This window comes from Pseudonocardia endophytica (assembly GCF_004339565.1).
Lineage (GTDB): Bacteria > Actinomycetota > Actinomycetes > Mycobacteriales > Pseudonocardiaceae > Pseudonocardia > Pseudonocardia endophytica.
Map to the genome: position 1 here is coordinate 3,152,350 of NZ_SMFZ01000001.1, position 13,310 is coordinate 3,165,659.

12 protein-coding genes and 1 tRNA gene are annotated in these 13,310 nt (G+C 71.9%); 8 read left to right on the forward strand and 5 right to left on the reverse strand.

All coding sequences use genetic code 11. The features are described 5' to 3' along the window. Positions 1–537 precede the first annotated feature (537 nt). Positions 538–1,059, forward strand: coding sequence for a DinB family protein (locus EV378_RS14425; RefSeq protein WP_132425211.1), 522 nt, complete (start codon positions 538–540; stop codon positions 1,057–1,059). Positions 1,060–1,315: 256 nt separating this feature from the next. On the opposite strand, the gene EV378_RS14430 is transcribed toward EV378_RS14425, so the two are convergent. Further along, positions 1,316–1,391, reverse strand: a tRNA-Lys gene (locus tag EV378_RS14430). Positions 1,392–1,738: 347 nt separating this feature from the next. Here EV378_RS14430 and EV378_RS14435 point away from each other — a divergent pair. The 7 genes from EV378_RS14435 (at position 1,739) to phoU (EV378_RS14465) (ending at position 9,045) form a co-directional block, all read left to right on the forward strand. Beyond that, positions 1,739–2,317: a superoxide dismutase family protein gene (locus EV378_RS14435; protein ID WP_132425214.1), complete on the forward strand. Its 579-nt coding sequence runs from the start codon at positions 1,739–1,741 to the stop codon at positions 2,315–2,317. Positions 2,318–2,342: 25 nt separating this feature from the next. Continuing rightward, complete coding sequence (gene dusB / locus EV378_RS14440; protein WP_279389649.1) at positions 2,343–3,509, forward strand: tRNA dihydrouridine synthase DusB; 1,167 nt, start codon at positions 2,343–2,345, stop codon at positions 3,507–3,509. A 175-nt stretch (positions 3,510–3,684) separates the two neighbouring features. Further along, complete coding sequence (locus EV378_RS14445) at positions 3,685–4,530, forward strand: GGDEF domain-containing protein (RefSeq protein WP_243653455.1); 846 nt, start codon at positions 3,685–3,687, stop codon at positions 4,528–4,530. A gap of 1,061 nt (positions 4,531–5,591) precedes the next feature. After that, complete coding sequence (locus tag EV378_RS14450; protein WP_132425222.1) at positions 5,592–7,238, forward strand: LCP family protein; 1,647 nt, start codon at positions 5,592–5,594, stop codon at positions 7,236–7,238. An 88-nt stretch (positions 7,239–7,326) separates the two neighbouring features. Next, positions 7,327–7,983, forward strand: coding sequence for a phosphate signaling complex protein PhoU (gene phoU, locus EV378_RS14455; protein ID WP_132425225.1), 657 nt, complete (start codon positions 7,327–7,329; stop codon positions 7,981–7,983). 68 nt (positions 7,984–8,051) lie between these two features. Beyond that, positions 8,052–8,300, forward strand: a complete 249-nt coding sequence (locus EV378_RS14460; protein ID WP_132425228.1) for a dodecin family protein — start codon at positions 8,052–8,054, stop codon at positions 8,298–8,300. A gap of 85 nt (positions 8,301–8,385) precedes the next feature. Further along, positions 8,386–9,045, forward strand: coding sequence for a phosphate signaling complex protein PhoU (phoU, locus tag EV378_RS14465; protein ID WP_132425231.1), 660 nt, complete (start codon positions 8,386–8,388; stop codon positions 9,043–9,045). Positions 9,046–9,084: 39 nt separating this feature from the next. On the opposite strand, the gene pstB is transcribed toward phoU (EV378_RS14465), so the two are convergent. The 4 genes from pstB to pstS form a co-directional block, all read right to left on the reverse strand. Continuing rightward, complete coding sequence (gene pstB, locus EV378_RS14470; RefSeq protein ID WP_132425234.1) at positions 9,085–9,864, reverse strand: phosphate ABC transporter ATP-binding protein PstB; 780 nt, start codon at positions 9,862–9,864, stop codon at positions 9,085–9,087. Between the two features lie 9 nt (positions 9,865–9,873). After that, positions 9,874–10,980 carry a phosphate ABC transporter permease PstA gene (pstA, locus tag EV378_RS14475; RefSeq protein ID WP_132425237.1) on the reverse strand — a complete coding sequence of 369 codons (1,107 nt, stop codon included), beginning with the start codon at positions 10,978–10,980 and terminating at the stop codon, positions 9,874–9,876. 1 nt (position 10,981) lies between these two features. Further along, on the reverse strand, positions 10,982–11,923 hold the full coding sequence (pstC, locus tag EV378_RS14480; RefSeq protein WP_132425240.1) for a phosphate ABC transporter permease subunit PstC: 942 nt from the start codon (positions 11,921–11,923) through the stop codon (positions 10,982–10,984). A gap of 131 nt (positions 11,924–12,054) precedes the next feature. Beyond that, positions 12,055–13,155 carry a phosphate ABC transporter substrate-binding protein PstS gene (gene pstS / locus EV378_RS14485; protein WP_132425243.1) on the reverse strand — a complete coding sequence of 367 codons (1,101 nt, stop codon included), beginning with the start codon at positions 13,153–13,155 and terminating at the stop codon, positions 12,055–12,057. Positions 13,156–13,310 lie beyond the last annotated feature (155 nt).

The following is a 13,310-nucleotide window of genomic DNA, read 5'->3' on the forward strand; positions in this document are numbered from 1 at the left end:
TCGAATCCCAGACCCCGCCTTCCAAAGGCGGGGCTTCGTCGCCGATGGCGTGTACACAGCAACCATCACCGCGCTGAACGTCCTGGTGAGAATGGTGGGCCCCCGGGGGATCGAACCCCGAACCCGCCGAGTCTGGCGCCGTGCTGACGGATGGGCACTGATATCCCGCGTGACCTGGGATTTTCCACCCGCAGAGTGGTGGACGTTCGGGGTCGATTCCGGCCCTGTCACGCCGTTTCGTGTCCCAAGAGCGTCCCACGCGGGGGCTTCTCCCCCACGCGCCCGGCCTGCTGGTGATCTCCTCGCGGCGCGGGTTCATCCCTGCCAGCCCGAGGGGTGGGGTGCAAGGTACTCAGTCCAGCCTTGCACCCCGCCCCTCGGGCTGGCTGCCGTCTCGGCGCGCCGAGAGGAGGTCACCAGCCCGCTGTTCCCTGATCCCCGAGCGGTGTCGGGTCTCGGGCAGCGCCCGGATCGTCTCCGGGGTGGACCTGTGAAACCTGGGCGCACCGCGGAGGGTGACGCTGACAAGATCGGACAATGCCGACATCACGTGTGTCTTTGTTGCGCTGGCAGTTCGATCTGACGTGGTCGCTGTTCGAGTACCACCTCGATCGTCTCAATGAAGCGGACACGCTGTGGCAGCCAGCGAAGACCTGTTGGACGGTGCACCGGTCCGAGGACGGGCATTGGCTCCCGGACTGGTCTGAGGAGGAGTTGGATCCGGTTCCGGTTCCGACCATCGCCTGGATCACGTGGCACATCGGCTGGTGGTGGTCGGTGACGATCGATCACATGCGGCAGCGCACCCCTCGCGAGCGGACGGAGGTCACGTGGCCAGGTGGCGCGGCTTCGACAGTGGAGTGGCTGCGCGATCTGAGTGCTGAGTGGGTCGATGTGCTCGACGGGTTGGTCGATGAGGATCTGGATGCCGGAGCGACGTTCCCGTGGCAAGTGGGAACGGATCTGACGGTCGGGCACACCCTGGCGTGGTTGAACACCGAGTTGGCCAAGAACGTGTCCGAGATCGGCCAGCTTCGCCTGGTGCGTGCCGCTGCGTGATCGGCTCGATGAAGAGCAGCGCCGTCCGCGTAGCGGGGGCCGGGTAGCCGGCCCCGGCGCCGCGAACGGGCCGGAGGTGTAGTGAGCGAGCGACGGGGCCGGCGTGGCCGGCCCCCGCGCCGCCGGAGGCGGCGGCTCACCGACCGTCAGACCGCCGAGGTGCTGGAAGGGCTGTTCGACCCGACGGACGAAAGTGACCCAAAAGGTGTCTTGGATCTTGGTCCGGGTATGGATCCAACGCTGTGACCAGCGAGGATGGTGGGCCCCCGGGGGATCGAACCCCGAACCCGCGGATTAAAAGTCCGCTGCTCTGCCGATTGAGCTAGAGGCCCCTCTGATCCGCAGAGCACGCCCGGCGGATCACCGGTTCGTCGTCGACCGTGGCGTCGGGCACGGAGCCCTGCTGGTCGAAGACCCACCCGGTTCGAGGCAGCACGGCGACGATGCCGACCCCCTCTCGCAACGACACCCTCCATGCTACTCACCGTTGCCGGAGGCGACCTGACAACTCGGAGAGTGTCGGTGTGCCGCGCTCGGGCCGATCGCGGCCCGTCGAGATGAGCGTCATTGCTGTCTGGTGATCGACAAGTCGCGATGAGTCGCATCTCGGCGAGAACGGACCGACGACGGTGGACCATCTGCCGTAGTGAGTTACGACGTGTAGGGCAGACTGTCCCCGATGCGCACTCTTCACCGACCCATCCGATTCGTTCTGCTCCTCGGTACGGCCGGACTCCTCGCCGCCTGCGGCTCCGACGCCGGGAGCACCTCGACCACCGGGGACGGGGCCACGCAGGTCTCGGCGACGTTCGCGTCCGGTTCCGGGCCGGCATTCACCTACGACACGGCTCGGGTGCCGGTCGGAGCGAAGGCGACGGTCGACGCGTCGTCGGGCGACGGCTCCACCACGACCACTCTCACCGTCAGCGGCCTGAACCCGAACGCGATGTACGGCGCGCACGCCCACGCGAAACCGTGCGGAGCGACCGGCGACGCGGCCGGCCCGCACTTCCAGATGCGGCAGGACCCGGTGACGCCGAGCGTCGATCCGGCGTACGCGAACCCGTCGAACGAGATCTGGTTGGACCTCACGACCGACGCGCAGGGCGCCGGGACGGCCACCAGCACCGTGCCCTGGACGTTCCCGGACGACCGGCGGGCACGGTCGGTGATCATCCACGAGATGCCGACGAAGACCGAGCCGGGGAAGGCGGGAACGGCGGGCGCACGTCCGGCCTGCGTCGACGTCGGGTTCTGACCCGGGGGACAATGGCCGCGTGACCGTGCAGGACGTGCTCCGCGACGAGCGGACCCAGACCCGCGGGCGGGTGCTGCCACCGTTGCGCATCGGGCCCTACGAGGTCGCGACCCCGGTGGTGCTCGCGCCGATGGCCGGCATCACCAACCCCGGGTTCCGACGGCTGTGCCGCGAGCAGGGCGCCGGCTTCTACGTCTGCGAGATGATCACCTCGCGCGGGCTCGTCGAGCGCAACCCGCTGACGTTCCGCATGATCGCGTTCGACGGCGACGAGCACCCGCGCTCGATGCAGCTCTACGGCGTCGACCCGGACGCCATGTTCACGGCCGCGCGGATGATCGCCGAGCAGGATCTGGCCGACCACGTCGACATGAACTTCGGCTGCCCGGTGCCGAAGGTGACCAGGAAGGGCGGCGGCGCCGCGCTGCCGTTCAAGCGCAAGCTGTTCGAGCGGATCGTGCGGGCGGCCGTCGATGGCGCCGACGGCCGCCCGGTCACCGTGAAGATGCGGATCGGGATCGACGACGACCATCACACCTACCTCGAGGCCGGCCGGATCGCGGCCGACCAGGGCGCGGTGGCCGTCGCGCTGCACGCGCGCACGGCGGCGCAGCGGTACTCCGGCACCGCGGACTGGTCGGCGATCGCGCGGCTGCGGGAGCACGTGCCGTCGAACATCCCGGTCCTGGGCAACGGCGACATCTTCTGCGCCGCGGACGCGCTGGACATGGTCGCCCGCACCGGGTGCGACGGCGTCGTGGTCGGCAGGGGCTGCCTCGGACGTCCGTGGCTGTTCGGCGACCTGGAGGCCGCGTTCGCCGGACGTCCGCTGCCGGACGCACCGAGCCTCGGACGGGTGACGACGACGCTGCGCCGCCACGCCGAGCTGCTCTGCGAGCACATGGGCCCGGACAAGGGGATCCGCGACGTCCGCAAGCACATCGCGTGGTACCTCAAGGGCTTCCCGGTCGGTCCGGACGTCCGTCGCCGCCTCGGCATGGTGTCCTCGCTGGACGAGCTGGACGAGCTCCTGTCCACACTCGACCCGGACGAGCCGTTCCCGGCCGAGGCGGACGGGCCGCGCGGCCGTCAGGGATCACCGGGCAGGGTCGTCCTGCCGGAGCACTGGCTGGACGACGCCGACGACCCCTCGGTGCCGTTCGCGGCCGAGGTGGAACACTCGGGCGGCTGAGCATCCGGACACGCGTTCGGGTGCGATCGAGCCGCTCGTCTCAAGAGTCACTTCCGCACCGCCGAACACACGGGCGACCCCGGAGGTGGTGATGACCGACGCAGCGTGGAAGGTACGGCCCGCCGTGCAGGCGGCGCCCGCGGCCTCCGAACCACCACGCCGATGGGAGATGCCGATGACCGCGCACCCCGTCGACCACGGTGACCAGTCCGGCACGGACAACGGGGGCGTCGCGGCCGGACCGCCTGCGGCACGCGCGGCTCTGCACACGGCCGCCGCCGAGCGACTTGCCGCCCACGGCGACTGGGAGCCCGCCTACCGGCACCTGCGCGAGGCCGTGCGCCTGCTGCACGGGGAGCGGTCCGGTACCCGCGAGCCGCAGGACGAGCTCGACCGTCTCCGCCGCGAGCACGCCGAGGCACACGAGCAGAGCAGGCGGGACGCCCTGACCGCCAGCTACAACCGTCGGTACCTCGACGAGCGCCTCGCCGCTCTCGTCGCGCCCGGCGGGGCGGGCGGGCTGTGCCTGGCGCTCGCCGACATCGACCACTTCAAGCAGGTCAACGACACGCACGGGCACCCGTTCGGGGACCGGGTCCTGCAGCGCATGGTCGTCGAGCTGGGCCGGGCGCTCCCGGAGGGCGCGTTCTGCGCCCGCTACGGCGGCGAGGAGTTCGCCCTGGTGCTGCCGGACCGCGATCTCGACGACGGCGTGCGGATCTGCGAGGCGGCCCGCGAGCGGATCTCCGAGCACGACTGGTCGGCGATGCATCCGGACCTGCGGCTCACGATCAGCGTCGGGATCGCGCAGGCACCGGCCACGGTGGCCGAGGTCGACGCACTCGTCGCCGACGCGGACCTGCTGCTGTACACGGCGAAGCAGGCCGGACGGAACGCCGTCGCCTACCGCAGGGCCGGCCGGGTCCGGCTGGCCGGGGCGGCCGGTGCGCGCCGATCCATTCCCCAGCCTCCCGCGCCGGGCACGCGCCCCGGAACCGCCGCACGGCTGTCCGCTCCGTAAGCTCGTCGGTAGCTCCGGCCCTGGAGACCGGAACGTCCCGTGCGTGCGCGCTCCCCCGCCCCGTGCGCGAGCCGCACGTCCCGGTACCAGCGCGGGAGGAGGCAGTGGTGCACAACGGTCCGGACGATGCACCGCGCCGGTCCCGTCGTACCCGCACCGACGACGCCCCGCCGGTGGACGGGCCCGCGGACGGCGATGCGTCGACCGGAACCGGGGACGACGTGCTCGACCGCTACGGCCTGCGTGACGTGGACACCCCGCGCGACGAGGAGCGGCCGTGGCCGCCGCGGGCCCGTCGCCGCGGTGCCCCGCAGGACGCACCGGAGTCCGGGGACCCGGGTGCGGACGGCCGCAGCCCGCGCCGACGCGGCCGGAACGGGCGGTCGGCCGCCGACCGCCCCGCCGGGACGGACCGTCCGCCGCGAGACGACCGGGACCGCGGACCGGAGCCGCCGCCCGGGACGACCCGGGATCCGGTCTCCGAGCGGACCGACGCGCTCCCGTCCGTGCCGGTGGAGCGCCCGGACGTGTCCGGGGAGCCGCCCGCGTCCGGTGCCCCCGGCCGGCGACGGGGCGCAGCCGACTCCCGCCACACCGAGGTCATGCCGGTCACCCCCCGCCGCCGGGCCCGGGAGGGCGGACCGGAACCGCAGGCCGACGAGCCGCCCACCCGTGAGCGCCCGGTCGTTCCACCGCGGGCCGCGGGGCCGCCGTCCGCGCCGCCGATGCCTGCGCCGCCGATGCCCCCGCCGCCGGACGCGACAGCCCGACCTGTGACGCCGCCGGACGGCGGGCACCGGTCGGCCGTGCAGGGAGAGGGCGGACATCGGCCGGCCGCCGCACCGGAGGCCGGGTCGCGTACCGCCGGAACACCGCGGGCAGGTGGACCACCGGTCGCAGCTCGGGATGCGACACCGCCCCCGGCACCGCCCGGGTCGCCCGTCGACGCACCGGAGGTCGACGGACGGCCGGATCCCGCGGACAGGGCGTCACGGCCCGCGACCGGTCGTGCTGCCGCGGCTCGGGAGCAGGCGCCCGACGGGCGGCGGGGCACGGCGCCCGTGTCCGCCGCCGGGCCGACGGCCGGGTCCGATGCCGGCCGTGCCCGGCCGGACGCGATCCGGTCCAGGCCCGCGGCGCCGGACGACGTCGACCACCGGGGCGGCCCCGACGACCTGGACGGCGCGGACCATCTCGACGGGCCGGACGGCGCGGACGCCGCCGCACCGACACGCGAGCGCCGCAGGTCCACCCGCCCGGCCCCCCGGCGACGTCCGGGACGCAGGACGCCGGTCGACGACGACCCGCCAGGAGAGTCCACGTCCGCGACACCGGGCGACGACGACCCGCCTCCACCCGCCGGTCCCGGTCGTCGGACGCTCCGGATCGGCGTCGCGGTGGTCGCCGTGCTCGTGTTCGTCGCGTGCGCGGCCGGCTTCACGTCCCGCCAGACCGTCGAGAACGGCATCCGGACCGTCGCCGCGCTCGACCCGCAGTCGGACGCGATCTCGTCCCGGTCGACGCAGGCGGGCGACGAGAACGTCCTGGTCCTAGGCCTGCCCGCCGACCGCGCAGGCGTGCCCGAGGCGGCCCGCGCGGACACGGCCGTGCTCGTGCACCTGCCCGCCAACGGTGCGCCCGCCGTCACGCTCGGCTTCCCGGCGAACCTCGAGGTGGCCCGGCCACCGTGCCAGCGCTGGGACGGCGCGACCGGGACCTACGGCGACACCGTGCCCGCCGAGTCGAGGACGGCGCTCAGCTCCGCATACGACGTCGGTGGGCCGAAGTGCGCCGTCGGCGTCGCACAGCAGGTGACCGGCCTGTCCGTGACCCGGTTCGTCGCGTTCGACATGAACGGCGTGAACGCGATCGTCGACTCCGTGCGCGGGGTCGGGGTGTGCACCGAGCGCCCGGTCGTCGACCGCGCGCTGGGCCCGGTGGTGACCCGGCCCGGCGAGACCGTCCTCGGCGGAACGGAGGCCGGACGGTTCGCGGCCGCGACCGGCGTCGACGACACCTCGCCGGTCGACCGGGTCCGCCGCCAGCAGCGCATCCTGTCGTCGGTCCTGGAGAACGCGCTGTCCACGACGTCGCTGCTGGCCCCCGGCGCGTCCGACCGGATCGCGAGGGCCCTGCCCGGCGCGCTGACCGTCGACGGCGCGGAGGCCGGGGACCTGCTGGTGCTGTCCCGCTCGCTGTCGCTGACGTCCGGGGACGACGCGGCCCCGCCGTTCGTCTCGGTCCCGGTCAGCGAGCTGCCGAACACCCGTGGGCACCTCGAGCTCAACCGCAGCGACTCGTCGGACCTGTTCACGGCACTGCAGAAGCACGAGCCGCTGCCGCCGGAGTTCGCCGTGCCCGCGCAGCGGGGCGGGACGCCGCTGCTCGCCCAGGGCACGGTCGTGGACGTGCGCAACGCCGCGGGCCAGACCGGGCTCGCCGACACGATGGCGACCGCACTGCGCGCGCAGGGGTACGTGATCGGCGAGGTCGGTGACGCTCCGCCGGGGCCGGACACCGTGATCCGCTTCTCGCCGGACCGCGCGGACGCGGCGGCCGTGCTGGGCGGGAGCGTCCCCGGTGCACGCCAGGAGCCCGACCCCGGTGCGACGGGGACGCTGCAGCTGGTGCTCGGAGCGTCGTTCCCCGGTGTGGCGTCGATGGGTGCACCCGCCGTCCAGACCGGCCAGACGGCGGACTGCGGCTGAGCCGGAACGGGCGTCACGACGCCCACCGTTCACGACGGGTTCACCGGGACCTGCTGCCCCTTCGACGTGCCGCGACTACCCTCGTCCCATGCGCGACGCCTACCAGGAACAACTCGACGACCTGGCGACCGGACTCGCCGGGATGTGCGACGACGTCGCCGCAGCCATGCGCAAGGCCACGCGGTCGCTGCTCGAGGCCGATCTCCAGCTCGCCGAGGAGGTCATCTCCGAGGACACCGGCATCGACGACGTCCGGGCGGCCGCCGAGCACCGCGCGTTCGGGCTGCTCGCGCTGCAGGCTCCGGTGGCGACCGACCTGCGGATCGTCGTGGCGGCGATCCACGGCGCAGGCGACATCGAGCGGATGGGCGACCTCGCGCTGCACGTCGCACAGGCCGCGCGCCGCCGCCACCCCCAGTCGGTGCTCCCGGACGAGATCAAGCCGTACTTCGCCGAGATGGGCACGGTCGGAGTCCGCCTCGCCGAGAAGGCCGGCCAGGTCATCCGCAGCCGGGACCTGGAGACCGCGGGCGAGCTCGAGTCGGACGACGATGCGATGGACGACCTCCACAAGCACATGTTCACCGTGCTGATGGACCGCAACTGGACGCACGGCGTCTCCGCCGCGGTGGACGTCGCCCTCCTGGCGCGCTTCTACGAGCGTTACGCCGATCACGCCGTCGCCGTCGCCAGGCGGATCGTGTACGTCGTGACCGGGCAGATGCCGGGACCGCTCACCGTCTGACGACGAACGGTCGCCGAGCGGTACATCGGCCACGTTTGGTGGTTGTCGCGGTGGGGCACTTCCGTGGCATGAGCACGCGGACCCACGCAGGCGACGACGTCACGACCTCGGGCGTCCGGACGCGCGGCCACGTGGCCGAGGTCGTCGGGACGTCGGACGAGAGTGTCGACGCGGCGATCGACGAGGGTGTGTCCCGTGCCGCCGGACCGCGCGAGCACGTCGAGTGGGTCGAGGTGACCGAGGTGCGCAGCAACGTTCTCGGCGGCAAGCACCGCTACTCCGTCGAACTGCGGCTCGGGCTGCGGCGGGCGGCCTGACATGCCGGCCGGCGCGCCGGGCGTTCGCCCATCGTTCACCGGCCAGGGGCGGTTCACCGCCCCGTCACCTGCCTAGGGTCACCGGGTGCGCAGGGAGACTCTCGACGACAATCTCGCCGACCTGCAGACCCTGCTCGACGAGATGGGCCCGCACGTCGACGCGGCGTTCCGGAAGGCGTCCGCGGCGCTCGTCGAGGGACGGGTGCGGATGGCCGAGCAGGTCGTCGAGAACGACCACGTGATCGACGACCTGCGGTCGCGGATCGAGAAGCTGGCCGTCGAGACGATGTCGATCCACCAGCCGGTCGTGGGTCCGCTGCGGGAGGTCGTCAGCGCCCTGCGCTGCTCGCACGTGCTGGAGCGGATGGGCGATCTGGCCGAGCACGTCGCCCGCGTGGTGGTGCGACGGGCGCCCGCTCCGGCACTGCCGCAGGCCGCGCGGCCGGTGTTCCGTGACTACGGGGTGCTGGTGGCCGCGATGGGCGACAAGGCGATGACCGTGCTGCGGACCCGCAACGTCGTGCTCGCCACCGAACTCGCGACGGACGACGAGGCCGTCGACGCGATGCACCGGCACGTGTTCGAGGTGCTGTTCGGCGACGACTGGACGGACGGCGTGCCCGCCGCCGTGGACGCCGCGCTGCTGGCCCGCTTCCACGAGCGCTACGCCGACCAGGCCGTGGACCTCGTGCGCCACGTCGTCTACGCGGTCACCGGCAGCGAGCCGGACAGCCTGCCTCTCTGAGGCCGCCCGGCCCGCCGCCGGCGGGGTGATGCGGACGGATCAGCCGAACCGGCCGGACACGTAGTCCTCGGTCTCCTTGCGCTTCGGCTGCGAGAAGATCGTCTTCGTCTCGTCCATCTCGACGAGCTTGCCGGGCTTGCCGGTGCCCTCGATGTTGAAGAAGCCGGTGAAGTCGCTGACGCGCGCGGCCTGCTGCATGTTGTGCGTGACGATGACGATCGTGTAGTCCGTCTTCAGCTCGTTGATCAGGTCCTCGATCGCGAGCGTGGAGATCGGGTCGAGCGCGGAGCACGGCTCGTCCATCAGCAGCACGTCGGGCTGCACCGCGATCGCGCGGGCGATGCAGAGACGCTGCTGCTGACCACCGGACAGGCCGGAGCCCGGCTTGTCCAGGCGGTCCTTGACCTCGTTCCAGAGGTTGGCGCCACGCAGCGAACGCTCGACCGTGTCGTCGAACTCGCTCTTGGACGCCTTCTTGTTGTTCAGCTTCATGCCCGCGATCACGTTGTCGTAGATGGACATCGTGGGGAACGGGTTCGGGCGCTGGAACACCATGCCGATCTGGCGGCGGACGCCGACCGGGTCGACGTTCGCGCCGTAGAGGTCCTGGCCGTCGAGCTCCAGGGAGCCCTCGACGTAGGCGCCGGGGATGTTCTCGTGCATGCGGTTGATCGAGCGCAGGAACGTCGACTTCCCGCAGCCGGACGGCCCGATCAGGGCCGTGACGGTCGTCGGCTGGATCTTCAGGTTGACGTCCTCGACCGCGAGGAACGAGCCGTAGTAGATGTTCAGGCTCTTGGCGTCGATGCTCTTGCCCATCAGGGGTCCTTATCGGGTCTTCGGCGCGAACAGGCGGGAGATGATGCGGGCGACGATGTTCAGCAGCATCACGATCAGCATCAGGACCAGGGCGGCGGTCCATGCTCTGTCGATCGACGGCTCCGGCGGGAAGCCCGGCGACTGGTACGACGTGTAGGCGAACACCGGCAGCGTGGCCATCCGGCTGTCGAACGGGTTGAGGTTCACCCCGGTCGTGAAGCCGACCGCGATGAGCAGCGGTGCCGTCTCACCGATGACGCGGGCGATGGCCAGCGTGATGCCGGTGGCGATACCGCCCGCGGTCGTCGGGAGGACGACCTTGACGATCGTGCGCCACTTCGGGACGCCCAGGGCGAAGGAGGCCTCGCGCAGGTCGTTCGGCACGATCTTGAGCATCTCCTCGGTGGAGCGCACCACGATCGGGATCATCAGCACGGTCAGCGCGACCGCACCGACGAACCCGAACCGGACGCCCGGCCCGAAGATCATCGCGAACAGCGCGTAGGCGAACAGACCCGCGACGATCGACGGGATGCCCGTCATGACGTCGACGAAGAACGTGATCGCCCGCGAGAGCCGGCTGTTGTTGGCGTACTCGACGAGATAGATCGCGGTCAGCACACCGACCGGGATCGCCATGATCGCGGCCAGCGCGGTGATGATCAGCGTGCCCTGGATAGCGTGCAGGGCACCGCCACCCGCGCCCACGACGCCGCGCATCGACTCGGTGAAGAACGCGACGTCGAAACGCGCGAAGCCGGCACTGACCACCGTCCACAGCACGGAGACCAGCGGGATCATCGCGAGCAGGAACGCGCTGGTCACCACGATCGTGACGACGCGGTCGGCCGCCTTGCGGCCCCCCTCGACGACGCGGGAGATCACGTAGCTGACGAGCCCGTACACGATCGCCGACAGGAAGACCCACAGACCGATGCTGAAGCCGGTGGCCGCCAGCACGGCGCCGACGACGACGAGCGAGGCACCGAGGATCGCCCAGGGCGCCCACCGGGGCAGGCTGCCCTTGCGACGGAGGACCGCGGCCGGGTCCTGCGTCTGCGGGACGCTCGCGCCGGTGGAGGTCACGGTGGGGTCGCGGTCGGTTCCGGTGGACATCTCAGTTCGCTCCGGAGAACTCGCGCCGGCGCTCGACGATGTAGCGCGCCAGCATGTTGACCAGCAGGGTGATCACGAACAGCACGAGGCCGGACGCGATCAGGACGTTGACGTCGATCCCGGACGCCTCCGGGAACTGCAGGGCGATGTTGGCCGCGATCGTCGGCGGGTTCGCGACGCCGATCAGGTTGAACGTGATCGCGCCGGACGCGGACAGGATGATCGCGACGGCCATCGTCTCGCCGAGCGCGCGACCCAGGCCGAGCATGGCGCCGGAGATGATGCCGGAGCGCCCGAACGGCAGGACGGCCAGCCGGATCATCTCCCAGCGGGTGGCGCCGAGCGCGAGCGCGGCCTCCTCGTGCAGCTTCGGCGCCTGCAGGAACACCTCGCGGGTCACCGCCGTGATGATCGGCAGGATCATCACCGCCAGCACGACACCGACCACCAGCATCGTGCGGCCGGACGGCGAGGGCGGGCCGGCGAACAGCGGGATCCAGCCCAGGTAGCTGTTGAGCCACTCGAGAAGTCCGACCGAGGCGGGCGCCAGTGTGAACGCGCCCCACAGCCCGTAGACGACCGACGGCACGGCGGCCAGCAGGTCGACCACGTAGCTCAGCGTCGCCGCCACCCGGCGCGGCGCGTAGTGGCTGATGAACAGGGCCACCGCGACCGCCAGGGGGGTCGCGATGATCAGCGCGATCAGGGCGCTGACCAGCGTTCCGAAGATGAGCGGGGCGACGTAGACGACGATGCCGCCGTCGGTCTCCGAGGCCGGGGCGACGAACGCCGGGAACGACTCGGTGAGCAGGAACGCCGCGACCCCGGCCAGTACGACGAGGATCAGGATCCCGGCGCCCTTGGCCGAGCCGGCGAAGATGCGGTCCCCGAGCTGCGTGACCGGTCTGGCGGCACGCTCGGGAGGAGCTTCTGTGGTGGTCACAGTGGTGATCCCTGAGGGAAGAGGGTGGACGGCCCGTGCGAGGAGACGAGCAGCCGGGAAGCCCGGTCGGTCACCATGGTGGCAACCGCCCGGGCCTCCTGGCTAGATGACATGAGACTCAGGCAACCCGCTCAGCCGTTGGCGGCCTTGATCCCGTCGATGACCGGCGTGATCTGCTGACGCAGCGAGTCCGGGATCGGCGCGGCACCGGCGCTCTGCGCCGCGGCCTGCTGACCCTCCTGGCTGGTGACGTACTTCAGGAACGCCTTGGTCGTGTCGGCCTGGGCGGCGTCCGGGTACTGCCCGCAGGCGAGCAGGTAGGACACCAGGACGGCCGGGTAGGCGTTGTTCGCCGTCCGGTTCAGCGTGTAGGCGAACTGCCCCGGGTCGCCGCCCTCCTTCTTCTGCGACTCCTCGAAGATCTTCGCGGCGGCGTCGGCGGTCGGGCCGACGTAGGTGTTGCCGACCTTGAGGTTCGCCTTGCCGAGCTGCGCGGCCTGGCTCGCGTCGATGTAGCCGATCGAGCCCGCGCCCTTGCTGATCGCATCCCGGACACCGGACGTGCCCTGCGCGGCCTCGCCGCCGGCGACCGGCCACTTGTCGGCGGCCTTGTCGGTCCAGACCGAGCCGGCGGCCTTGTTCAGGTAGTCGGTGAAGTTGTTCGTGGTGCCCGAGTCGTCGGCGCGGTGCACCGGGTTGATCCGGGTGGCGGGCAGCTGGGCGCCCGGGTTGTCGGCGGCGATCTTCGGGTCGTTCCACGTGGTGATCTGGCCCTTGAAGATGCCGGCGACGGTGGCCGGCGCCAGGTTGAGCTGCTGCACGCCGGGCAGGTTGTAGGCCACCGCGATCGGGGACACGTAGTCCGGGATCTCGATCAGCTGGCCGCCGCAGCGCGTCTTGGCCTTGGCGAGCTGGTCGTCCTTGATCGCCGAGTCCGAGCCGGCGAACGCGACGCCGCCGTCGACGAACTGGGTACGGCCACCGCCGGAGCCGACGGCGTCGTAGTTGACGGTGGCGCCGTTGTTGGCACCCTCGAAGGCCGCCTTCCACGCCTGCATGGCCGCCTGCTGGGACGTCGCACCGGCGCCGGAGATCGTGCCGGAGGCGCCACCGGAGCCGCCCGAGTCGCCGCCCTCGTTGGCAGCGCCACATCCGGCGACGAGCACGGCGCTCGCCGCTGCGACGCCGATCGCTGCGAGTCGCGCCCGGGTCGCGCGCCGCTTGGTGTTCACTGCTGGTTCCTCCGTGGTCGGCTCGGCCCATGAGCGGGCCGGACGGTGCGGCTCGGGGTGGCCGCTCGAGGCGGAACGCTAAGCGGGCACGGTGGACACAGCGCCCACGCAACATGAACGCAGAATGAACGGGCCCGGCAGTGTCATCGGCTTCG